Raw genomic sequence first — 22,493 nt, 5'->3', positions numbered from 1 at the left:
ATGGTTGGATTTATAAAAGGTAAGTAATTATCTATAAATGATGTGGTTCAACGATTTCAAAAGTGACTAAATACGGAAACAACTGAAGAGCAAAAAAGCTATAATCTATATGAAATATTTTATCAGTGATAATGAAAAAAGAAAGAGGAAAAAAATGAACGTATTTCCCTTAACACAAGATGATTATCAATTAATTGAAGAAGCGAAAAGCAAAATAAAAGATTTATATCAAGATGATAAACTTCATGTAGGCTCAGCTTTACGAACCAATTCTGGAAACATAGTATCTGCTGTACATATTGAAGCCTATGTTGGGCGTATAACAGTTTGTGCAGAAGCAATTGCAATAGGAAGTGCTATCTCCAATGGAGAAAAAGGGTTTCATACAATTGTTTCAGTTAGGCATCCATATTCAGATGAACGAAATAGAGAACTAACTGTGGTGAGCCCATGTGGAATGTGTAGAGAATTAATATCAGATTATTCACCAAAATGTTTCGTTATCTTAGAAGTAAATGGTGAATTAGTAAAGGTTAAGATTGAAGAATTAATTCCCTTAAAATACTCGAGAGAATCTTAAGAAGGTATATAGCGACGCATGTTATGAAATAATTTATTTAGACTATTGGGGGGAAGGGTTGAAGATCCAACAGCTCTTTTTTCTTATTCTACTAGAGGGGTAGTTTAGTCGAATATAAAGTTTTTGCAAATATAATAAAGACTCGTTATGATGTATCTGTAGGTTTCATCCTATCTATGTAAAAAGGAGTTAGGTCCATGATTATTCAATTCATTCGTTACAGATAGAAATGGGTATAGACTACATTCAAATCCAACTCATATTTTTTTAAAAAATATGATGAGGGTTTATTTGTCTATGCCTTTTTCATTTATCTAAAAACGAATGAATGAGGTGACTTCTTTGTTACAGGAGAATAAAAGAATAAAGAGTGCAAAATATGTGAGCGATTTTGAAACCATTTTTGCTTGTCCAATTTGTCATTCCTCTATGAAGGTTATGGGGTTTAAAAGTTTAATTTGCTCAAATCATCATACGTTTGATTTCGCCAAGCAAGGATATATGAACTTGACAACTCACTCAATAAACAGCAAGTACAGTAAAGGGCTTTTCGAAGCACGAAGAAAACTTATTACCGAAGGTGCCTTTTATAAACCATTAAGCTATGCAATTGCAAAAATGATAAATGAACATGCTGGTAAGAAAAAAGAATTAATATCTATACTTGATACAGGGTGTGGCGAGGGTTCACATCTCACTAGTATTTGCGATATTGTTAAGTCTGACTTTTTCAAAGGTGTAGTAGGAGTAGGAATAGATATTTCTAAAGAAGGTATTCTAGTAGCTTCTAAGAACTACTCTAATAAGATTTGGGCTGTGGCTGACCTTGCTAACATGCCATTTAAGAATAAACAGTTCGATGTTATTCTAAATATCCTATCTCCTTCAAATTATGCCGAATTTAATAGATTGTTGAAATCAGATGGTTTAGTAATTAAGATTGTGCCTAAAAGTGGTTATTTAAAAGAGTTAAGGGAGCATCTTTTTCATCAACCTGAAAAACAAAATTACTCTAATTTAGAGACTGTGGAGAGATTTAAAGAGAGCTTTCAATTTGTAGAAAGTTCAAGATTAAGGTATACCATGAACCTTAATAAATCTTCACTTCAATGGTTAGTTCAAATGACTCCATTAACTTGGTCCACAACAGAGGAAAGAGTAACATCTTTTTTAAAAAAGAATATGGCTCACATAACAGTTGATTTGGATATATTAGTCGGTAAAAACACAATGTAGAAAAACACCTAATAGTATTTTTGGCAAGAGTTAAAGAAGATGAGGTCGCTGCGGCGATCTTTTTTTGTTCCACTAACGGAGTAGTTAGTGGAATAGCATTTTGTGAGTAAATGATAAAATTTTTAGAAAAAATATTTTATATACGTTGACGTGTATATATGCCAAAGTGTATATTAATAATATGAATACAACTACGATGCAATTAACATTACAAACAATCGCTGAACCTAATCGTTTCAATATTGTAGAGCTTTTAAAAAAAGGTCCTCAATCTGTAAGTGAAATTGTTAGGGCATTAAATATTGGTCAGCCTCAGGTATCCCGTCATTTACGTATCTTGAGCGAGAATGGATTGGTACGATCTCATACTAAGGGACAGATGCGAATATATAGCCTTGAAGCTCAGCCATTTCAGGATTTAGATGCTTGGTTCGATTCCTTTAGCGTTTTATGGGAAGAACGCCTAGATAACTTTGAGGACTATATGCTTGACTTTATGCGAAAGGAGGATAAATAGCTTCATATCCATTTGCTGAACGGAAGGAAAAAAGTGGGTTAACTCGCTAACAAGGGTGAAATTAAAATGAGTAAAAAAACAAAAATCTTCAAAGACCAGGTTCGTAGAGAGCTAACAATTGAGCGCATAGTAGCTATCCCAATCAAATATGCATGGGAGGGATGGACGAAACCAGAACATATTTCCCGTTGGTGGGGCCCAAAATATTGGACCTCCACTGTTTACGAGATGGATGTGAGACCTGGTGGTGTTTGGCGCTATCAATTATGTCCTGATCATGGTGATGGAGAAGAAGTATACTGCAGAGCTGTCTATCAGGAAGTTATTGAACAATTAAAACTTGTCTACATAGACTCATTTACAGATAAGAATTGGAACATTGTAGAAAACAGTGAAATGTACACTATCGTAACCTTTGAAGAGGTGATAGATGGCTCCAAACTTAGGATTATTACTCGATTTAATAGCATCACAGAGCTAAATAATGCCGAAGAAATGGGAATGATCCAAGGTTTTACAGATGCCTTTAATCGCCTAGAAGAATATTTAATCACAATTAGTGGAGGGAAATGATGAACGCATTAATTTCAAAAGATGGCACAATAATTTCTTACGAAAAAATAGGTACTGGACCATCATTAATTCTGGTATCATCTGCTGCAGCTGACCACAAAGATGCTGAACAACTAGCAGTACAGCTTGCAAACCATTTTACTGTTTATAATTATGATCGTCGAGGTAGAGGTCAAAGCACCGATTCTTCAAAGTATGCAGTTGAACGTAAAGTGGAAGATATTGATGCCCTTATAAATGAAGCTGGTGGCAACAGCTTTTTGTTTGGAAGTTCTTCTGGTGCGGTATTAGCTCTTGAAGCTGCAAATAAACTAGGAGACAAGGTTACGAAGCTATTTATGTATGAGCCTCCTTTTATAATTGATCATAGTCGTCCACGTGTTCCAGCAAATTATGTTCAGCATTTGATCAATTTGATTGAGGAAAGGAAACGGAATGAAGCTGTTGAATACTACATGATAGAAGCACTTGGTATTCCTTCTGAATATTTAGAGTATATGAAGGCAGATCCTTCATGGAATTCAATGGAAGGGATGGCACATACTCTTGCTTATGATGGAATGATTATGGGTGAAACCCAATCTGGTAAGCCATTACCGGTTGATCGATGGAAAGTGAATATTCCAACAGCCATTATGGTTGGAGAAAATAGTGAACATTATTTTCATGCTGCTGCTAAATCACTTGTTGAATTATTACCTTTAGCTAAATACCAAACACTTTCAGGGCAAGATCATTCGGCAGTTGTGATGGCTCCAAACGTATTAGCCAATGAGATGGTGAATTTCTATTTGAATCTTCATCAAAATCCGAATGGCTTATCTATTTAATTTTATACTTGTAATAGTAACCTTAAGAGTAGGCACATTTCTTAAAATGAAATGTGCCTATTCTCTTTTTAATAAAAATTTTTTCTATAAACTAAGTACTGGACAACCTTTGTTTTCAATTTCTTCTGAACCAAAAATCTGATAGAAATAATGTTTTTCTGGTTTTCCTTCCTCTTGACTAGCACCGTTCGCTCCAAATCTTATTTTTTCTTGAGGTAATTCTTCTATTTTTTCTCCTTTTTCATCAACATAAAACGCACGTAATTGATATGCTCCAGAATGCTTTTCATTAACCCATCCAAAATCAGAGGGCGAAGAAGTATATAGAATTCCACTCTCTGGCACTTTGTAAACAATCTCATTGTTTTCTATTTTTAGTGGTTTTGCACCATCCACATTGTAGTGAATAACAACACAACCTTCAAAACCCGAAGGCAATAAATATGTTTGGTCAACACCTTCTTGATTGACTAAAAACTTATACATTACTCCTAAGAAAATGAGAACTAACACCGCTATTCCAATTTTTGTTTTCAACAATCCTCACCTCCCGATCTGAAAAACACATTTTTTCGCTACAAATATAACATATTTGCTCCAACTAAAAATCCCCCTGTTACACAGTCAGAAATTCAACAAAAAAATCGTTAATCCTTTTTGAATAACGTGCTCGTTACTTTAAGTAAATCACTTACAGGAATGTTACCACGAACGTTGCTTAAAAAAAGGACTTCCTTTGAACTAACGGAGGCAAGAGTTGAAGAGCAGTATTTAATTTGTATACAGTAATAGGAGAAATTCTATATAAGATAATCTGTGAAATGAGGGGTTTTTATGGAAAATAATCACTCTAAGCAAATAGAAAAAATGATTAAAGCGTTAGCTAAATCTTGGTCATTAGAATCAAGTTCAAAATGGAGTAAAGATAACCCTGCAAATGGACAATGTGGTGTAACTGCATTAGTAGTAAATGATATATTAGGTGGGGAAATAAGGAAAACTAATCTATCTGGTGGATGGCATTTTTATAATTTTATTAATGGAAACTTATACGATTTTACAGCTAGTCAATTTGGAGAAGACATAGTGTATATGGATATTCCTTCAAATAGAGACGAAGCATTTTTGGATACCAATGATAAACAATATAATTATTTAAAACAAAGCGTTCTAATCAATCTAAAACTTTAATTAAAAGTGTTTGATCTAATATGAATTTAATACTCTATTATGTTGAACTTATGTTCAACATTCGGACCAGTTAACGGCGCAACTCCAACAGAAGCCTTGCCCTTATTTTGTAGAGATTCCGTCATAGATGCGTTTACACAGCCATGTCTGGCAACTCCAGAGTCACTGAATAATCTTCTCCATTAGGATGTGGTATATTATTTTGTAATAAACATTCAAGGGGGGCAACCAATGAACAAAACAGACCGATTGTTAGCCGTCGTGCTGGAGTTGCAGCGTAAAGAAGTTGTACGTGCTGAAGATCTGGCAACCCTGTTTGAAACGAGCGTGCGAACCATCTACCGCGACATTCAGGCGCTGAGTGAAGCTGGCGTGCCAATCATAGGAGCCCCTGGAACAGGATATTCCTTAATGGAAGGCTATTTCTTACCACCTATCAGTTTTACGGTACCAGAAGCCGTGAGCCTACTGATTGGAACAGACTTTATCGAACAACAATTTGATGATGATTATCGTGTCAGAGCTCAAGCAGCTCGTAGCAAAATCGAGGCCATTCTTCCGTCGAGCGTTCGCAATGAAACTTCTCATGTACTCAAGGCTATGCGTTTGCTCATTTCTGATAAACAGGTTACGCCTTCAAAAGAAAAGAAATATCTAGAAAAGATCCGTCGAGCAATATTAGACGAGCGAAAGATAAACTTTCATTATGCAAAAAGACTTGCAGATTCCAAAGGGAATTACCATAGTGTTCGTACCGTTGCTCCCTATGGATTGGTGCTTATTCAAGGATCGTGGATGCTCGTAGCTCGATGTGATCTTCGTCAAGACATTCGCCACTTCCGCTTGTCCCGAATGACGGAACTTATCAACCTGGAAGAACGATTCGAACTGCCGGCGCATTTTAACTTAAGGGAGTATACCCCTCCGGATGATAGGAACTTGCGAGTTCGCCTTCGATTTAACCATGACATCGTGGATAAAGTGAGGGAGTCGAACTATCATTATATAGAGTATATGGAAGAGCATCAAGATGGATTGCATGTAGTCTTACGCGTTCGTCACCTAGACGAATTGTTACAATGGGTGCTTGGCTGGGGAGCGGGAGTGATTGTATTGGAGCCTGAATCATTCCGAAATCGGATTCGTGAGGAAGCAAAAAAAATGTTAAAACACTACTGACATACTGTTGTCAGTAGTGTTTTTTTATAATCGGAGTAAGTAAACATAAAGGAGTGGGATGCGAAGTATGTTTTGCAAAGGATAATTCATATCACTATAGACCAATTGCACAGTAGCCAGACATGGAAAAATGGTCGTTAAACCAAAAATGGAATAATTATAGATTCAATCAAGCCCTTACAGAGAGCCAACGAAAGTTGGTTAACCCGCAAATTAGGCTACTTAAAATGGAAAAAACAGGCCTCGTAACCCTTTGCAATTTATGATAGCATTGCTGGTTCTGGCCAAAAATGAAATGATACGATATTTTATCAGTTATTATAGGAAGGATGATATTATGAATTTTGCTTCTGTACGCATTATTACTGACGATTTGGATCGTCTTGTCAAGTTCTATGAAAAAGTCTTGGGGGTTTCGGCAGAACGTCCCGCGCCTGTCTTTGCGGAACTTGTTTTGACATCGTGCACCCTGGCAATCGGCCATTCGCAGACGGTGCCACTGTTCGGTACTGGTTCCGCAATAGCAGCCAGCAATAAAACTGTCATTATCGAATTCCGTGTCCATAATGTCGATGCTGAATACGAACGTTTAAAACCGTTTATTGACGAGTGGGTAAAGGAACCGACCACGATGCCGTGGGGGAACCGTTCCATGTTGTTCCGTGATCCCGACGGCAACCTCGTTAACCTCTTCGAGCCGGTGACCGAGGAAGCAATCAAACGGTTCAGCAATAGAATTGACGGATAGATGAAACGAGTGAGGCCACAATTTTGAGAGTGGAAACGATTGGTAAAATATATAGCCATTTTTGGCCGAATGTGCCGATATCATTTCTCTGGTGACAACCTCGTTTTTCCCGGTTTGACAATGAACCATTTTGAACTATAATCGTATGGTTTAAAATAACACGATAAAACAGGAATAATTGTCGTACCCCTCTAGATATATTAAAATGATTTTGAAATCACGTCTTCCATAAAAAGGCACAATTCTAGCGCCTTTTTACGATGGTCAAGATATCAAAACAATAGATTGAAAGTTTCTATTTAAACTATAGGGCATTCCTTTAATAAGGGATGCCTTTTCTTATTGAAGGAAATTTATTACAACTTAGAGAACCTTTTAATTAACAGAATAAAAGGATTTTTTTGTGGTGATGTAGAGCTAGATTGGTAAAGGGGGATGCACAAATGAAAAATATTTTTAATCAATTGCATTCAAAGGAAATTTTAAAGCGTATTGACAAATTAAACCCAAATTCAAAACCCCAATGGGGTAAAATGGATGTTGCCCAAATGCTAGCACATTGTTCATCCTTTCAAAACTTTGCAATGGGATATTCTTTTCCACCAAGAGGTTGGTTAGGAATATTAATAGGAAACTTTGTAAAACCAATGTTTTATAACGACAGGACTTTAGCCAAAAATATGTCCACCATTCCGACCATTTTGATTGTAGATGAAAAAGAATTTGAAACAGATAAGGAAAAACTGAAACAAAAAATTATAACTTTCCAAAATAATGGTCCAGAAAAGTGTACGATTCATCCACATCCCTTTTTCGGTAAACTTACTTCCGAGCAATGGGGAAAAGGTATATACAAGCACCTTGACCATCATTTAAAACAATTTGGAGTTTAGTTAGTTTTCTAGAAAAAAAAATAAAAGTTGACCAAAAAGACAAGTAACGGAATGCCTTAATCTTTTCTTGTTGAAGTAAAGGGATAGGTTAGCTGAAGAGTCCAGATTTTTCTTAGTTCAGTAATAGAACCATTATCTAGAAAATTACTGTATGAATTACCGGTAAATATAAATCACATAAATTATCTGAAATAATCAATCAAATCAATTGAGAATCGTTATCATTTATGATATATTAGATAATAACAATACATGTAATTGAGTGAGGAGAATATACATTGCAAATATACTGGACTAAAATAAATAAGATTATAGAGGAAACGCCTGAGGTTAAAACGTACTTGCTCGACTGTCCGGAAGACTTTACATGGGAAGAAGGCTCCCACACACACTTTGCATTGGAAGGTTTCAATGCTGGAGATAAACCAAACCGCAGCCTAATTCGCCATATGTCAATTTCTACTTTACCGCACGAAAATGCAATAGGTATCACAACACGCATTAGAGAGCAATGTTCTGAGTTTAAGTCGATTTTAAGAAATCTTGAAGTCGGCAATGAAGTGGCGATATTTAAAACTCATTCGAATGTACCGCTTAAAAGAGAAGACAAAAATGTTTACCTGCTGTCATCAGGTGTCGGTCTTGCAACTTTCAGACCACTTGTACTTGAATATTTCGAACGTGCAGACAATGTCAATAAAATTCATTCTCTGAATATTGATTCAACAAAGAATTTCTTATTCACTAATATTTTTAAATCTGAACCTGACAAGAAATTTACGGCACAGTTCGTCGATAACCGTAAAGACTACTATGAAGAAGTGAAAAATCTTGCTGCAGACAAGGATGCAATCTTCTATGTTGTTGGCAGCGACGAGTTCCTTGAGCAGAACATTGAAGTACTGCGTGAGCAGGGGATTAAGCCAGAACAAATTATGCTCGATAAGCGTGAAAATGAACTGCCTAAGTTTTTATCATTTGATATGTCAATTTAAGAGTGACAAAATATTTTCGTAGATAAAACTAAATAGATGTTCCATACAAGAGTGCGATTCTTCAATATCGAAGGATCGTTTTTTTATTGTAAAAACGGAGCTACTTATTTGATAAAAAAGTTTTAATAATGAAGTATAACAAAAACAATCCTGGAATCTTAAATTTGTATCCCAGGATTTGATAGAGAAATTAAAGGAAATAATTCCTGTAGTAAATAATCAAGGCTATCATTGATATTAACGTATAAATAAAAGAGGTATAAAAGGCAATTGAAGGTTTATATGTAGATTTTTCGGTTTCCATTTTTGATTAGTATTGGACAATACTAAAAAATCAACGCTTTTAGTAGTAAATCCACCTTTGGTGGTGAAGAACCAAATTGTCAGAGTTACAGCAAGCCCTATGAAAAATGAGTATTCGAATAAGTTTGCATCTAATAAATATGATACTCCATAATTAAGACCAAGTAAGACAGATAAAGTTATTATTATAGATAAAAATTTCTTCATGGAATTCCCCCTTATGAAGAGATACGTATAAAAAAGAAGGAAGTTTCATTATTTTAGGAAAATATTGTTATTGATATTCTTGTGAATAATGTGTTGGTTTGTATTGTAGAATAAAGGAAGAAGAATACTTGAACAAGCATGTAATTTTAAACCAAAACGTATGCGGAATAATGTAAAAGTACATAGATAAATAATGAAGACGGGGAACTGAAATGGATTTTATAATTTGAGTAGCTATTGTACTTATTGTGGTGTTCTCTTCAAGCATTTAAAAGAGATAAAATCTATTGAAAGACAAAATAATCGTGTACTTAAAATACTGGAAGAAATAAGAGAATAAAATTGTTATTCCACTAGCGGGGGCGTTAATCCATAAAGACTATGCCCCTCTACGTAGAACTAATGATTTGTTATTTTGTGAATCAAAGCAAATTTTCCCCTCTTAACTAAACCCGTTACAGGTTAACTGTTGACATTGAAAATATTATTAATCTTGGATGCTGTAAGCTTCTTCAATGGAATCTACAAATATTCCAGGAAAGATAATTTTTCTTACACAATTTATAACCTGCATTCTTGAAGTGGGAGAGGAAGGAATAATAACTATTATCTTTTTAAAATTAGCCATCGAATATAATTTTAAAACGAATATGATATCATCCACCACTTGATCAGCCACTTCTTCTTGTCCACTTGCATCTATAATTAATTTATACCTCGAAGGGTTAATGGTATTTACGATGGTTTGAAACTCGCTTAAATATATTTTTGCATCTTCCTCTTTAAAAAAGCCGCCCACTTTTACAAAGAAAATGCCTTTTTCTTCATCCAATTTAAAGGAATATAGTTTTCCCATTGTTTTTCCCCCAAAGCGTCAAAAATAACTATTGGTACCATAATACATAAAACGACCCATTTCGACAAACTTAGATTTTCTCATTTTTAATTATAATCGTACCATATGAAATATTTTACTTAAACTACCATGAAAGAACATAATTATCTTCCAATCTCTGTGGTAAATTGTCATTCATGGATGGATAACGGAGTCGTAATTGAAAAAGGGTTAATGCTTTTTTGTTGAGTTAACTAAAAAACGAAAGGGCAGTTATCAGTGTGGAAGATGAAGAAACTATTAAGAATAATAATTAAATAATAAACCGTTAATCTAGTGTTTAAACGCTTTTATTGTTGAAATTCCAAACTTACGGAGCGGTTTACTTCTATAAGAAGAGCAATTATTCCTTAGTAAGGCCTTATTTAGGAAAAATGCTATTCAACTTTTGTATGCTGAAATTATGATTAAAATAGCATTAACATCAAAACAGCGCGTCTCCAAAATGAAGACAGCGCTGTTTTGTAGAAATAGATTATTTATTAGTAGCTTGGCCATCAAGGTCATGATGCAGTTCTGGTGCTGGGACTATAGGGTCTGGAATGTTACCTTGTGGTGCTGGGTCAGGTAGGTAAACGAAATCTCCGGTACCGTCCGGAGCACTTCCGGTAGCCCATAGACCTGTAGATGATTCTTCGCCTTCTGAAAGGTCCCAGAATTCTAACGCATGTGGTTGGGATTCCTTTTCAGCTTCTGGTGGGAAGGATGCTGGTACGACTACTCCGTTTTTCTCTTCGAGTTCACTGATGGCAGCCATCCATTGATATTGATGATAGCGATCACGGGCAAGCATTTTTCGGAATGTTGCACGAACGCCTTCGTCTTTTGTCATATGGTAGATTCGAGCAACCTGAAGACGTCCTTGACTTTCTGCATTTAGGTTTGCACGCATATCAGCAAGCAAGTTGCCACTAGCTACGATATAGCCTGCATTCCATGGAACACCTTGGGAATCCTTAGGAGTTGCTCCAAGTCCACTAACGATTAAGTGTTGAGGATTTATTCCACCCATTATAGCAGCCAATGTTGGATCTTTGGCAGCTTCTGCCTGCTGCTCGGGGGAAGCACCGTCCAGCAATTGGCAAATTAAAGAACAAAGCATTTCAACGTGACCGATTTCTTCTGTGCCGATATCCATCAACATGTCTTTATATTTTTCATTTCCGCGACAGTTCCAACCTTGGAATAAATACTGCATCATAACGGACATTTCACCGAATTGGCCGCCTAGTAATTCCTGAATATGCTTCGCAAGTTGCGGATCGGGACGCTCTACTTTTACTTCAAATTGCAATTCCTTTTGATGACGAAACATGTATATCCTCCTTTAAAATTAAGAAGCTTTTTTAGCATAAGAATTAGTAACATGATGCTTACACATATGTAGAATGGAAACCCATTTATTCTTACTAGTAAAAAAGCGCCTTTATGGATTGTGGATCTCAACTCCACAGTACTTTTTTACCCATCTTTAAGCCTATAAAACTTAAAAATAACTTTTAAAAAGGCTCTTTTCTCAAACATTGTTGCTATTTTAGTAAAGTTATAAATAATAAATATCGACTGAGGATAGCTACACGTTTCATTTTACTGAGTAAAGAGCTGCAATCTCCTTAAGAAAGGCTAGAATCCTTTATTGGGAATAAAAGCTGGCAGTTGGGCTTGTACAAATGCAACAAACGATACAAAAAGCCTTTAAAAAAGAAAACAAAAATTCAAGGGTTTAACCTGATTTTTAGGGAAAAAATGATAAAAAAGGAGCAGTAAAACCGTGGCAGATCCAAGAAGGGTTCATATTTTTTGTGAAGCTATTGTGTGAAAGGGATAGATTAACAGAGCAGTAAAAGAGATAAATTAAATCTTTTAGAAAAAATATAAATCCCGAACTTTGTATAATAGGTAGTCTTTTTGAGTTGCCGTTTTTTTTTAGATTGGGAGTTAAATTCTCTTACCAATATAATAATCTAGCATTTTAAAGAATAAGGGTTTACCTCCTTAAAAAGTAAAGCCTTTTTTTGTTATTCCACAATAGGAGCAGATTAGCTAAATAAGTATAAACATGTAAATAAAGGAATACATTCCGTTCATTTTTAAGGAATGGCTATTTACAAAAAGAAGATGTCTAATTATAGTTATTAGAGAGTTATCATATCTATAATAGGAATAATAGTGTCAAGCAACATAGTTTCCAATTAAAATATAGGCTTTTTTCAGAATGGTTGCTAATTGGGTAAAGTTTTAGTAATTAGTATGATACAAAAAAGCCAAATTATAACTTGAAGGAGATAGAGATATAATGGAATTTTGGGAATCAAGTTTTATAGACAAACAGACAATGTGGGGATTCGAGCCTACAGACTCCGCAATTTTAATAAAAGACTTTTTCCTTGAAAAAAACGTTAAGGACATACTAATACCAGGTATTGGATATGGAAGAAATGCGAAGGTATTCATTGAAAATGGAATAAATGTTACAGGGATTGAGATTTCAAAAACAGCAATTGGTTTGGCGAGGGAAAATGGAATTGATAGTGAAATTTTTCATGGTTCTGTTACTGATATGCCTTTTGATAACAAGCTTTACGATGGCATATTCTCTCACGCACTTATACATTTATTGAATGAGCAGGAGAGAAAGAAGTTTATTAAAGATTGCTACGATCAGTTAAAACCGAATGGATATATGATTTTTACAACTGTTTCAAAAAAGGCACCAATGTTTGGTAAAGGCAAACAATTGGATAAAGACTATTTTGAGATAATGGAAGGGGTAAAAATGTTTTTTTATGATTCTGACTCTATAAAACAAGAATTTGGAGACTATGGTTTGGTAGAGTTTTCGGAAATTGATGAGCCAAATAAGGACATGAAAAATAAACCTTCAATAAATTTTATATTGGTGAAATGTAAGAAGAAATAATAAAGGTAAGAATGAACTTTTTGCTTCATTTTACCGGAAAAAATTGTGATGCAGAAGTGCCAGCAAAAGTTATAAAAAAATTAATAATTAATGTAGAGTAATCATTATTATTGAATATATACCTCTAAAATTCCAAGTTTAATAGGCTTTCCTTTCCATACAAGAAAAAAGTGGTGCAACGCTAGCACCACTTTTTGAAGTCTATATTGGGATTATTAGTTTTGTTAATATTTCCAAATAAGGAAAGGTTATTTACTGAAAAAGATTGTACTTCAGACATTAATGTCCTCTTCCTACTTTAATTATAGCATATAAAAAAAGTACATTATAGACTATTTCTTTCTATATAGTGCTGGTAAAATCTATAGAACATTAACGGTTAGGAGAGATGTTGAATGAGTTCTTTGGTTCTCGATTTTCAGGAGATTGAAAAAACACAGCTTTCGCTCGTTGGAGGAAAAGGGTTAAATTTAGGAGAATTATCAAAAATTCAAGGAATACAAGTACCAGAAGGATTTTGTATTACAACAGTGGGATTTCAAAAGGCCATCGAACAAAACGATGCGTATCACGCTTTAATGGACCAACTAAAAAGGCTACAGGTTGAAGATCGAGATCAGATTGGTGAAATCAGTCGTAACATTCGACAAATTCTTCTGGAAGTTGAAATTCCTTCCGATGTTGTGAAAGCAGTTACTCACTATCTCTCCCAATTTGGCGAGGAACATGCTTATGCAGTGCGTTCTAGTGCGACTGCAGAAGATTTACCACATGCATCTTTTGCGGGTCAGCAAGACACCTATTTAAATATCATCGGTAAAGAAGCAATTATGCAGCATATTAGTAAATGCTGGGCTTCCCTATTTACAGATCGTGCGGTCATCTACCGTATGCAAAATGGATTTGATCACAGTCAAGTATATTTATCCGTTATCGTTCAAAAGATGGTTTTTCCACAGGCTTCAGGGATTTTATTTACCGCTGATCCAATTACCTCCAACCGAAAGCTCCTATCAATCGACGCCAGTTTTGGACTTGGAGAAGCATTAGTTTCTGGTATTGTAACGGCCGACTGTTATAAAGTGAGAGAAGAGGAAATCGTCGATAAGAGGATAGCAACAAAAAAATTGGCCATCTATGCACGAGAAGAAGGCGGAACAAAGACTGAGCAGATTGCTCCTGATCAGCAAAAGTCCCAAACACTTACTAACGAACAAATTTTACAATTAGCTCACATTGGAAGACAGATTGAAGCTTATTTTGGTTGCCCGCAGGACATCGAATGGTGTTTAGTTGATGATACATTTTATATAGTCCAGAGTCGTCCTATTACTACTTTATACCCCATCCCTGAAGCGAATGATGAAGAAAATCACGTTTATATTTCTGTCGCCCATCAACAAATGATGACTGACCCAATGAAACCATTGGGATTATCTTTTTGGCTGTTAACAACTCCTGCCCCTATGCGTAAAGCTGGTGGTAGGTTGTTTGTTGATGTTACACAAAATCTGGCTTCACCTGTTAGTAGAGAAATTTTATTAAATGGCATGGAAAAACACGATCAACTCTTAAAAGATGCATTAATGACCATACTAGAGCGAAAGGATTTCATAACACCGTCCTCAAATGATAAGAAAGAACAGAGTCGTCCGAGTATAAGTAATAAAGGTAATTCGATGATGGATTTTCAGACACTAATCGAAAACAATCCAACAATTGTTTCTGATTTGATTAAGAGTAGCGAAACATCGATAGAAATATTAAGACAAAACATCCAAATGAAATCGGGATCGGATTTATTTGATTTTATTTTAGAGGATATCCAGGAATTAAAGAGGATATTATTTAACCCACAAAGTTCGATTGTGTTTGGGACTGCTATGGATGCATCATCATGGATCAATGAAAAAATGAATAAGTGGTTAGGTGAAAAGAACGCAGCAGATACGCTTTCTCAATCTGTACCAAACAATATTACATCGGAAATGGGTCTAGCCTTAATGGATGTTGCAGATGTGATTCGTCCTTATCCGAAGGTTATAGAGTATTTACGAAATGTCAAAGATGATCACTTTTTGGATGAACTGGTTGAGTTTGATGGTGGACAGGAGACCCGAGACGCGATTAATGCTTATCTTAACAAATATGGGATGCGATGTGCAGGCGAAATCGATATAACTAGAACTCGTTGGAGTGAAAAACCTACTACACTTATCCCTTTGATACTAAGTAACATCAAAAACTTTGAGCCGAATGAAAGCAAGAGAAAATTTGAGCAAGGTCGCCAGGAGGCCTTGCAAAAAGAACAAGAGTTAGTAGATAGATTGAAACGATTACCGGATGGTAAACAAAAAGCCAAAGAGACAAAACGAATGATTAGCATCATCCGGAATTTTATTGGTTATCGTGAATATCCAAAATACGGCATGATCAATCGCTACTTTGTTTATAAGCAAGCTTTACTGAAAGAAGCGGAAAAACTTGTTCAAGCGGGAATTATTCATGAAAAAGAAGATATATACTATCTCACTTTTGAGGAACTTACCGAAGTAGTACGCACAAATAAATTGGATTACCAGATTATTAACAAACGAAAAGACGAGTACAAATTATATGAAAAACTAACTCCACCACGTGTGATTACATCAGATGGTGAAATCATAGCAGGTAAGTACAAACGAGACAATCTACCAGCCGAAGCCATTGTTGGTTTACCTGTTTCCTCTGGTGTTATCGAGGGAAGAGCACGTGTCATCTTAAACATGGAAGATGCCAATGTAGAAGATGGAGATATATTAGTCACCGCCTTTACTGATCCTAGCTGGACACCATTGTTTGTATCCATAAAAGGCCTAGTCACCGAAGTTGGTGGATTAATGACCCATGGAGCAGTTATCGCACGTGAATATGGCTTACCAGCAGTGGTCGGAGTAGAGAATGCAACCAAACTGATAAAAGATGGACAAAAAATTCGCGTGCATGGAACAGAAGGATATATTGAAATATTGTAATGACTAAAATACATCCAGATTTCATTAGTTAGCGCCGCTCCAATGGTTACCAGTGCGGTGTCTTTCACCTTAAACTATCTAGAAATGATACCAGGGGTCGTAATAAGATTCCCATAAAACGTCTACATTTAAATTGAATTATTCTATGAGCGACGCAAAAATAATCATTTGCGTCGCTTTTTACATTGGCAACAGATTGGTTAATGTAGTCCATTGTCATAGTTCTTTATTTGCTATAAAAAAATATCATAAATTGATATATCAAATTATGATATAAATCTGGACATATATATCACATCATGATATATTATTTATAGATACATATATCGTTTTGTGATATATCTTATGATGATATAGAGGGTGATGAATTGAATAAAGCGGAGCAATTAACAGATTCAATGTTTTATATTATGGCTGCTTTAACTAAACCAAGGCATGGTTACGCAATTATGAGCTTAATTGAAGAAACAACAAAAGGTGCAATTACAATCGGTCCCGCCTCAATGTACACGATTATTAAAAAGTTATTAAAACAAGAATGGATTTATTTATATGATGGTTCGGATTCAAGACGTAAAACCTACCTGCTTACTGAAAAGGGTAGAGACGTGTTAGAAGAAGATGTAAAGCTAAGAAAACAGATGATTCAATTGGCGGAAACAGGATTGAAGGAGGTGGAGGAATGAAACAAACAAAGTATATTATGTCAGGTGGGCTAGCTTTTTCTGAGGATAAGGACATGGAAAAATTACGCCGATTTTCTTTGAAGGGTTGGCATGTCAGTGATTTTATGTTTATGGGATATACGCTTAAAAAAGGAGAAAGCTCTGATTATATCTACAGTGTAGATTATCGTTCGTTAAACGAGGATGAAGTAGAGGAATACCTTGACTTTTTTTCATCTGCTGGATGGTCGCATATTGCCTCAGAAGGTGATATTCATTTATTCCGGGCAGATCCTGGTACAATACCAATCTACAGTGACCGTGACACATCGGCTGAAAAGTATGCGAATCTAGCCCTTTCTATGAATTACTTTGCCATTCCGCTCGTTTTAATAACAGTGATCGCATGGATTGGAGCAATGATCAGTTCAGGTACCTTTCAATCAGTACTTTATGTAATAGCTATTATTTTAACTGTATTTGCCATTCCGACAGCTTGGACTGTAATCACGACATACAATAACAAATGGAAGGCAAAAGAAAAAAAAGGATTCGTCTATTTATCAAAAACGATACTAATTCTTTTCTTCTTAATGGCTATTATGATTTTGTTTTTAGTCAATGGTAGTGCAGTTCAACTCATAGCATCTATGATCATTGGAGCAATCTTACTTCCAACTGCAATTTGGGTCATCATGTCTATTTATCATAAAATAGGTGGGAAGAAAGCTTAGGATAAGAGACGTTTAGTAAATTTTTTTGACATTGTTATGGAGTTATCAAGTACAAGACTTGAGGAAAATGAGGTCGCTACGGCGATCTTTTTTTATTCCACTATGGGGGACTGTTAGTTCAACAAGTTTTAAATAACTTCAATTAGATATTGATGTTAATTTAAAAGGAGATTGTGATAAATGTACTTAAAATAAAGAACAGACTTGTGGACGAAAAAATAAAAAAGGAAACCGAATTTTAGATATTCTTAATTTGAGGTTTCTTGTGTGTTTTTTTATTGGTAATTTTCATTATTTTCTTTAAATTTCTATTGTTTGAGTATCAACAATAGTGTATGATGCATAGTATAGAACAAATACTGTTAGACATATAGTAAAAAGAATGGGGTGGGTGAATGAGTAATTTATTGATTTCATTAACGACAGAGCTTAGAAGAGGAACGTTGACATTAGCAGTTTTAAGTCAATTACAAACCCCCCAGTACGGTTATTCATTAGTCCAGCTATTGGAGGAATCAGGTATTGCCATTGATCAAAGTACCTTATATCCATTGCTTCGCCGATTAGAAAAACAGGAGTTGGTGTCGAGTAGTTGGGATACATCGGAAAGTAGACCACGTAAGTACTATGTTTTAAGTGAATATGGGGTAGAAATTTTTTTGCAGTTAAAAAAGGAATGGTTAAAGAGTTCAAAAGAGCTTTATAGCCTATTAAAGGGGGAGGAAGATGATGGAGTTGATTGACATCTACATTCAGGAAATTACTCGAAGGCTACCTGAAAAAAATCGTGAGGATATTGCACTTGAGTTACGGTCAACAATAGAGGATATGCTACCTGATGATTATAATGAAGAGGATGTAAAGGCAGTTCTTGAAAAATTAGGAAGTCCAATCACATTAGCTAGTGGATATCGAGACCGGCCAATGCACCTTATTGGCCCACGTTATTTTGATATTTATGTAACGCTGCTAAAAATGATTTTGCCAATTGCCGCTATCTGTGCGTTAATCACAGTCATTGCCGAATATTTTATCGGATATGCCGGAGAAGAAGCGTTAATCAATGTGTTTTTAAATGTAATTGGATTTGGCATATGGAGAATCATTGAAGTAGAGATTCATGTATTCTTTTGGCTCACACTTATATTTGCTATTTTAGAAAGAACAGATAAAGGAAAAGAACAGTTCCCACTAACAGTAAGCTTTAAAAAATGGACGCCAGATGACTTGAAAGATATTCCTTATATACCTAAGAAAAAGGCTATTTCAAAGTTCGAAGTATTTGGAGGTTTAATGTGGACTGCGATCTGGGCAACACTTTATTTTTATGCAAATCAGATTGTAGGTATATATGATGGCGGTGGAGGTAGACTTGAATTTGTTGTTCCATCTTTAAATCAGGAAGTTTTACTTCGGTATTGGCCGATTGTTGTTATTATGGTTGGTTTAGAAATAGCATTGGCTCTTTATAAATTAATCAAGGGTCAATGGACAAAAGGAATGGCACTATTTAATACTGCCATCCATGTTATTGGAACCATTGTATTCATTGTTATATTAATAAATCCAAATTTAATGAATAAAGAGTTCATTATGTATATAACGGATTTATTTGCTATTTCCGCGGATCAATTAAAAGATTGGATTATTGGCGGGGGAATCTTTTTCTACTTGTTATCTGTAACGATTATTATATATGATGGCTTTCTCAAAGCTAGAATTCGCTAAACTGTATTTGCTTATTAAGCACTAATGAAAATTGCATGCTACCCATATAGGATGAATAGACCGAATAATCAATTTTATTTTGTGTGGAGCAGCGCTAATATTGCGATGCAGGGGCAACTATCAAGTATTTATCTTGAATAAGATTAAACATTAATCTTCAACAATCGGGCGCTTTTCTTTAGCAATAGGCGTCTTTATTATTTGCTCCTATACAAGGTAAAATAAGATTTTCCTTTGGCTTAATATGAAATAATTCCTTTTTGTGGAATTTTTAATTGAACCAAAGATGCAGGATAGTTGAATAATATTTGGGGATTATACACCTAAAAAAGGGTGTAAGACTATGAAAAGAATAAACCTTATTATTTTACTTTTGTTAAATGTTATTGGTTCTAACGAAAAGGCATATGCCAATACAAATAATTTTCCAAGACCATTTGAAGAGATATTTCCTGAAGTTGGTTATAAATCTGTAGAAGAGGCAATAAAAGAATTTGAGGATTATTTCAAACAAGATTTGAAGCTACCCCTCCGACAACCCCCCATTACTTTTACACATCAGTTCGGAAGGTTTAGTAACTTAGAAGGAGATAGTAACGATTCGTTTGAAGTAAAGTTTATAAGTGATAAATCACCTGAAAACCATTATAAGATTAATGTTCACCCGATTAAGCATAAAATCTCAATCCCAGATAAGCATGTTCTAAAACTTGTTAAGCTAAAAAACGGTAATGATGCAACATATATGAACGTATCAGGATTTAATATATTAGTTTTCGAAAGAGATAATTGGCAATATTTCTTAAGTATTGATAAAAGGCTGTCTAGAAAGGTGACTCTCGAAATGTTAATTGATATTGCTGATTCAATTGATTATTAACTAAAATAAAAAATTAGGTATTAAATGAACATGTACATTCTTATTATAAAAGACATTTTAAAAAAAATCATGGTGAAGTCTAGTTGAATAATAAAAAGTCAAGGAACTCTATATAGAGAGGTGTTCTTATGAAAACCTCTTTTGGAATATTATTAATAGTACTTCTTATTAATTCACTTATTATTGTAGGTAAGTAATTGTTAGTAAGAACCTCAAGATTAATTTCAAAGGTGAAAATCACTCAAGCCCTTTTGGAATAAGCGAAATTAACTCTATCTATGCTCCTCAAATTATCTATAAACACAATAAATAAAAACCAAGATAAAGAGTTATTCATCATTTTTACAAAAGGGCCAGATTGTTGAAAAATAGTAGGAACTTGATTGTAAGATTTGAAACTACATTTTTTGAACATTTAATACCATCCGGCTAAAATTACAGCTGTTACAAAAATTATTTGCAGGATGGTTCTAAGAAACAAAGGCGTAACGGGTTTTTCACCAATCCTGACACTTACCTTTGCGGCATGGATATTAGCTGGAAACATAACAATTAGTAAAATGACCAAGCATATCGAAGCAATTTTTGAAGTGATCGGTATCAGTAGACCTAAAGCACCAATAATCTCTAATATCCCCGTAATTGTTACGATGAAATTGGGATATGGCAACGAAGAAGGTACCATTTTAATAAGACCTTGACGTCTCTTTCCCCAATGAGCCATTGCAGTAAATAAAAACATGAGAGCGACAGCAAGGCGCAATGATGTTTGCCATTCATTCAAAGGTAATTCAAAATAACCAATTACACTAAACAGCAGAAATCCAACAATTAGAACAATAAAAGGAGCCATTTAATTCATCCTCTCTTGTTAATTTAAAATGCTTTTGTAATCATAAGATACAAAATCACCACAGGTAATAGGGTAGCTGCTATTCCTACAATTGCCCAATAACGAGATACATTCTGATATTTATTCGAAATGACACCGTCGTCTATTGTTCGGGCACTGGAACGGATCATGCTTCGTTGTATGGGTATAAGTACCGCTAACCAAAGAATACCGGTTAATACAAACAGGAATAATGACAATGTAAGCCAATTGAAAGTGTCCATTGAATAGCCTGATTGAACGGCCATTAAAATGCCTGAAACAATAATTAGTATTAATCCTGGCAATGTAAAGATGAAATCAGCCAACATAACGTTTTTCACAGTGTGATGAATAAACTTAGGATCCCTTTTTATATCAGCTCTAATTTTCCAAAAGGCGGCAGTGACAATATTCCCAAGAAAAATAACTGCTCCAAGAATGTGCAAAAACAACAAAACGTTCATTGAGGTTAGCACCCTTTCTTTTATTATGGTTTTGATTGCAGTAAATCCACCATAAGTAATGAAAAATCATCTGCACTGAAATCGTGAGAATCATTAAAGATGGAACTGCGCACACGGAAGCCGTAGGAGATCAATATAAATAACTCAGCTGTCTTATCTGCATTAACCGTTAAGGGAATGACCCCAGCATGTTGACCGGCAGTAATCCACTGTTTGGATAATTGAAGGGACTGATCGTAAAATTTATTAATTATTGTACTGACAGCAGGCTGATCGTTTTTCGATAACAAATAAAGAAAGATTTGATTTGTTGCATCGTGGGGGTCTTGCAGTGATGGCAAATTTTTAACAATTTCTTTCAAAGGGCCTTCAAACTCTTTTTTACCTTGGTTTACTTCGGCAAAGAATCGATCATTGGTTTCTTCTATCCTCTCCTGTAAAACTAAAGCTAATAGTTCATCCTTGCTTTTCACATAATGGTATATAGCTCCTTTGGAAAGTCCAGTATGTTTGATAATGTCGTTCAGAGTCATTTTGTGACATCCTCTTTCCTGTACTAAAGCTCTTGTTGCATCCAATAGTAACTTTTTTGTGTTTTTTCGTTTTGATTCTCGGTCCATTACTCTTCATCCTTTAACGTTAGATTTATTGTTAAGGTTATCATAACATACCGACGGTCGGTTTGGAAGCATTTTCTTATTCCATTACTCTGTTTAGCAATATTAGCTACTATTATTAATGTGTTATTCCATTAAAGGACGCTTTTCTTTAATAAGTTCGTGTCTTTTTGTTGACAACACATTTAAGGATTAATTTTATTAGGTGAAAAAAGAATTGTTAAGTATTGTACTTAAGTAAAGGGGGTAAGAGTTGAAATCTTAGAGGTAGTAATGTATTTATCGAATTGTTGCAAAGGACCGTAAAATTCAATAAATACATAAAATCCTCTTTATTGATTTGGTAAAATTTAGTAATGTTTAAATAGAGATGTAAAGAAAGGGGAATCTATACTACATGTGTGGAATACTTTGAAATGATTAGTTAATTGAATAGAGAGATAATGGCGA

The 22,493-nt window shown here is 34.8% G+C and carries 24 protein-coding genes; 17 read left to right on the top strand and 7 right to left on the bottom strand.

What is annotated here, in order from left to right:
- Positions 1-154: 154 nt before the first annotated feature.
- The 5 genes from I5818_RS20855 (at position 155) to I5818_RS20835 (ending at position 3,736) form a co-directional block, all read left to right on the top strand.
- Positions 155-580: a cytidine deaminase gene (locus tag I5818_RS20855; protein ID WP_078110096.1), complete on the top strand. Its 426-nt coding sequence runs from the start codon at positions 155-157 to the stop codon at positions 578-580.
- A gap of 342 nt (positions 581-922) precedes the next feature.
- The gene (locus tag I5818_RS20850; RefSeq protein ID WP_235849635.1) at positions 923-1,816 is read left to right on the top strand and encodes a putative RNA methyltransferase; all 894 of its coding nucleotides are present in this window, start codon (positions 923-925) and stop codon (positions 1,814-1,816) included.
- Positions 1,817-1,997: 181 nt separating this feature from the next.
- Complete coding sequence (locus I5818_RS20845; protein WP_078110098.1) at positions 1,998-2,333, top strand: ArsR/SmtB family transcription factor; 336 nt, start codon at positions 1,998-2,000, stop codon at positions 2,331-2,333.
- Between the two features lie 66 nt (positions 2,334-2,399).
- Entirely contained in the window at positions 2,400-2,906 is a 507-nt protein-coding gene (locus I5818_RS20840) for an SRPBCC domain-containing protein (protein WP_078110099.1), read from the top strand.
- A complete protein-coding gene (locus I5818_RS20835) occupies positions 2,903-3,736 on the top strand; it encodes an alpha/beta fold hydrolase (protein ID WP_313902900.1) in 834 nt (277 codons plus the stop codon). Before I5818_RS20840 ends, I5818_RS20835 begins: the two co-directional genes overlap by 4 nt.
- An 84-nt stretch (positions 3,737-3,820) precedes the next feature.
- Here the strand turns inward: I5818_RS20835 and I5818_RS20830 are convergent, their stop codons facing one another.
- Entirely contained in the window at positions 3,821-4,273 is a 453-nt protein-coding gene (locus tag I5818_RS20830) for a DUF6843 domain-containing protein (protein WP_078110101.1), read from the bottom strand.
- Positions 4,274-4,570: 297 nt separating this feature from the next.
- Between I5818_RS20830 and I5818_RS20825 the strand changes: the two genes are divergently transcribed.
- From I5818_RS20825 to I5818_RS20805, 5 genes are all read left to right on the top strand, one after another.
- Positions 4,571-4,927 carry a YunG family protein gene (locus tag I5818_RS20825; RefSeq protein ID WP_078110102.1) on the top strand — a complete coding sequence of 119 codons (357 nt, stop codon included), beginning with the start codon at positions 4,571-4,573 and terminating at the stop codon, positions 4,925-4,927.
- 231 nt (positions 4,928-5,158) lie between these two features.
- A complete protein-coding gene (locus I5818_RS20820; protein WP_078110103.1) occupies positions 5,159-6,106 on the top strand; it encodes a helix-turn-helix transcriptional regulator in 948 nt (315 codons plus the stop codon).
- 337 nt (positions 6,107-6,443) lie between these two features.
- Positions 6,444-6,854 carry a VOC family protein gene (locus I5818_RS20815; protein WP_058006316.1) on the top strand — a complete coding sequence of 137 codons (411 nt, stop codon included), beginning with the start codon at positions 6,444-6,446 and terminating at the stop codon, positions 6,852-6,854.
- 443 nt (positions 6,855-7,297) lie between these two features.
- Positions 7,298-7,747: a DUF1569 domain-containing protein gene (locus I5818_RS20810; protein WP_078110104.1), complete on the top strand. Its 450-nt coding sequence runs from the start codon at positions 7,298-7,300 to the stop codon at positions 7,745-7,747.
- Positions 7,748-8,025: 278 nt separating this feature from the next.
- Positions 8,026-8,742 carry a hypothetical protein gene (locus I5818_RS20805; RefSeq protein WP_058006318.1) on the top strand — a complete coding sequence of 239 codons (717 nt, stop codon included), beginning with the start codon at positions 8,026-8,028 and terminating at the stop codon, positions 8,740-8,742.
- Between the two features lie 237 nt (positions 8,743-8,979).
- Here I5818_RS20805 and I5818_RS20800 read toward each other — a convergent pair whose 3' ends face one another.
- The 3 genes from I5818_RS20800 to I5818_RS20790 form a co-directional block, all read right to left on the bottom strand.
- Positions 8,980-9,252 (bottom strand): hypothetical protein, encoded by a 273-nt coding sequence (locus I5818_RS20800; RefSeq protein WP_078110105.1) that lies wholly within the window; start codon positions 9,250-9,252, stop codon positions 8,980-8,982.
- 487 nt (positions 9,253-9,739) lie between these two features.
- Positions 9,740-10,108: a hypothetical protein gene (locus I5818_RS20795; protein WP_058006319.1), complete on the bottom strand. Its 369-nt coding sequence runs from the start codon at positions 10,106-10,108 to the stop codon at positions 9,740-9,742.
- Positions 10,109-10,622: 514 nt separating this feature from the next.
- Positions 10,623-11,462: a manganese catalase gene (locus tag I5818_RS20790; RefSeq protein ID WP_071975477.1), complete on the bottom strand. Its 840-nt coding sequence runs from the start codon at positions 11,460-11,462 to the stop codon at positions 10,623-10,625.
- 981 nt (positions 11,463-12,443) lie between these two features.
- Here I5818_RS20790 and I5818_RS20785 point away from each other — a divergent pair.
- The 7 genes from I5818_RS20785 (at position 12,444) to I5818_RS20755 (ending at position 20,088) form a co-directional block, all read left to right on the top strand.
- Positions 12,444-13,067 (top strand): class I SAM-dependent methyltransferase, encoded by a 624-nt coding sequence (locus tag I5818_RS20785; protein ID WP_078110929.1) that lies wholly within the window; start codon positions 12,444-12,446, stop codon positions 13,065-13,067.
- Positions 13,068-13,462: 395 nt separating this feature from the next.
- Complete coding sequence (gene ppsA / locus I5818_RS20780) at positions 13,463-16,081, top strand: phosphoenolpyruvate synthase (protein WP_078110928.1); 2,619 nt, start codon at positions 13,463-13,465, stop codon at positions 16,079-16,081.
- 368 nt (positions 16,082-16,449) lie between these two features.
- Complete coding sequence (locus tag I5818_RS20775; protein WP_139254835.1) at positions 16,450-16,767, top strand: PadR family transcriptional regulator; 318 nt, start codon at positions 16,450-16,452, stop codon at positions 16,765-16,767.
- On the top strand, positions 16,764-17,480 hold the full coding sequence (locus I5818_RS20770) for a DUF2812 domain-containing protein (RefSeq protein ID WP_071975474.1): 717 nt from the start codon (positions 16,764-16,766) through the stop codon (positions 17,478-17,480). The genes I5818_RS20775 and I5818_RS20770 overlap by 4 nt, the downstream gene beginning before the upstream one ends.
- 395 nt (positions 17,481-17,875) lie before the next feature.
- Positions 17,876-18,223, top strand: a complete 348-nt coding sequence (locus I5818_RS20765; protein ID WP_071975473.1) for a PadR family transcriptional regulator — start codon at positions 17,876-17,878, stop codon at positions 18,221-18,223.
- A complete protein-coding gene (locus tag I5818_RS20760; protein WP_078110783.1) occupies positions 18,210-19,208 on the top strand; it encodes an HAAS signaling domain-containing protein in 999 nt (332 codons plus the stop codon). The genes I5818_RS20765 and I5818_RS20760 overlap by 14 nt, the downstream gene beginning before the upstream one ends.
- A gap of 343 nt (positions 19,209-19,551) precedes the next feature.
- Complete coding sequence (locus I5818_RS20755) at positions 19,552-20,088, top strand: hypothetical protein (RefSeq protein ID WP_078110782.1); 537 nt, start codon at positions 19,552-19,554, stop codon at positions 20,086-20,088.
- 415 nt (positions 20,089-20,503) lie between these two features.
- On the opposite strand, the gene I5818_RS20750 is transcribed toward I5818_RS20755, so the two are convergent.
- The 3 genes from I5818_RS20750 to I5818_RS20740 are packed head-to-tail and all read right to left on the bottom strand — an operon-like array spanning position 20,504 to position 22,046.
- Entirely contained in the window at positions 20,504-20,941 is a 438-nt protein-coding gene (locus tag I5818_RS20750) for a DoxX family protein (RefSeq protein WP_078109210.1), read from the bottom strand.
- A gap of 23 nt (positions 20,942-20,964) precedes the next feature.
- Positions 20,965-21,426 carry a DUF2269 family protein gene (locus I5818_RS20745; protein WP_078109211.1) on the bottom strand — a complete coding sequence of 154 codons (462 nt, stop codon included), beginning with the start codon at positions 21,424-21,426 and terminating at the stop codon, positions 20,965-20,967.
- A 23-nt stretch (positions 21,427-21,449) separates the two neighbouring features.
- Positions 21,450-22,046 carry a TetR/AcrR family transcriptional regulator gene (locus tag I5818_RS20740; RefSeq protein ID WP_078109212.1) on the bottom strand — a complete coding sequence of 199 codons (597 nt, stop codon included), beginning with the start codon at positions 22,044-22,046 and terminating at the stop codon, positions 21,450-21,452.
- Between the last annotated feature and the right edge of the window lie 447 nt (positions 22,047-22,493).

The organism is Heyndrickxia oleronia, assembly GCF_017809215.1.
In the GTDB taxonomy this organism is placed as follows: domain Bacteria; phylum Bacillota; class Bacilli; order Bacillales; family Bacillaceae_C; genus Heyndrickxia; species Heyndrickxia oleronia.
The sequence above is the reverse complement of the archived record's forward strand: the minus strand, read 5'-3'. Positions and strand labels throughout refer to the sequence as shown.

Bases quoted from the DNA above. Each gene is read 5' to 3' on its own strand.
- I5818_RS20815 (WP_058006316.1), top strand. From the start codon at position 6,444: ATGAATTTTGCTTCTGTACGCATTATTACTGACGATTTGGATCGTCTT.
- I5818_RS20740 (WP_078109212.1), bottom strand. From the start codon at position 22,046: ATGGACCGAGAATCAAAACGAAAAAACACAAAAAAGTTACTATTGGAT.
- I5818_RS20820 (WP_078110103.1), top strand. From the start codon at position 5,159: ATGAACAAAACAGACCGATTGTTAGCCGTCGTGCTGGAGTTGCAGCGT.
- I5818_RS20795 (WP_058006319.1), bottom strand. From the start codon at position 10,108: ATGGGAAAACTATATTCCTTTAAATTGGATGAAGAAAAAGGCATTTTC.
- I5818_RS20755 (WP_078110782.1), top strand. From the start codon at position 19,552: ATGAAAAGAATAAACCTTATTATTTTACTTTTGTTAAATGTTATTGGT.
- I5818_RS20825 (WP_078110102.1), top strand. From the start codon at position 4,571: ATGGAAAATAATCACTCTAAGCAAATAGAAAAAATGATTAAAGCGTTA.
- I5818_RS20745 (WP_078109211.1), bottom strand. From the start codon at position 21,426: ATGAACGTTTTGTTGTTTTTGCACATTCTTGGAGCAGTTATTTTTCTT.
- I5818_RS20760 (WP_078110783.1), top strand. From the start codon at position 18,210: ATGGAGTTGATTGACATCTACATTCAGGAAATTACTCGAAGGCTACCT.
- I5818_RS20790 (WP_071975477.1), bottom strand. From the start codon at position 11,462: ATGTTTCGTCATCAAAAGGAATTGCAATTTGAAGTAAAAGTAGAGCGT.
- I5818_RS20765 (WP_071975473.1), top strand. From the start codon at position 17,876: ATGAGTAATTTATTGATTTCATTAACGACAGAGCTTAGAAGAGGAACG.
- I5818_RS20810 (WP_078110104.1), top strand. From the start codon at position 7,298: ATGAAAAATATTTTTAATCAATTGCATTCAAAGGAAATTTTAAAGCGT.
- I5818_RS20770 (WP_071975474.1), top strand. From the start codon at position 16,764: ATGAAACAAACAAAGTATATTATGTCAGGTGGGCTAGCTTTTTCTGAG.
- I5818_RS20800 (WP_078110105.1), bottom strand. From the start codon at position 9,252: ATGAAGAAATTTTTATCTATAATAATAACTTTATCTGTCTTACTTGGT.
- I5818_RS20855 (WP_078110096.1), top strand. From the start codon at position 155: ATGAACGTATTTCCCTTAACACAAGATGATTATCAATTAATTGAAGAA.
- I5818_RS20845 (WP_078110098.1), top strand. From the start codon at position 1,998: ATGAATACAACTACGATGCAATTAACATTACAAACAATCGCTGAACCT.
- I5818_RS20835 (WP_313902900.1), top strand. From the start codon at position 2,903: ATGATGAACGCATTAATTTCAAAAGATGGCACAATAATTTCTTACGAA.
- I5818_RS20785 (WP_078110929.1), top strand. From the start codon at position 12,444: ATGGAATTTTGGGAATCAAGTTTTATAGACAAACAGACAATGTGGGGA.
- ppsA (WP_078110928.1), top strand. From the start codon at position 13,463: ATGAGTTCTTTGGTTCTCGATTTTCAGGAGATTGAAAAAACACAGCTT.
- I5818_RS20750 (WP_078109210.1), bottom strand. From the start codon at position 20,941: ATGGCTCCTTTTATTGTTCTAATTGTTGGATTTCTGCTGTTTAGTGTA.
- I5818_RS20840 (WP_078110099.1), top strand. From the start codon at position 2,400: ATGAGTAAAAAAACAAAAATCTTCAAAGACCAGGTTCGTAGAGAGCTA.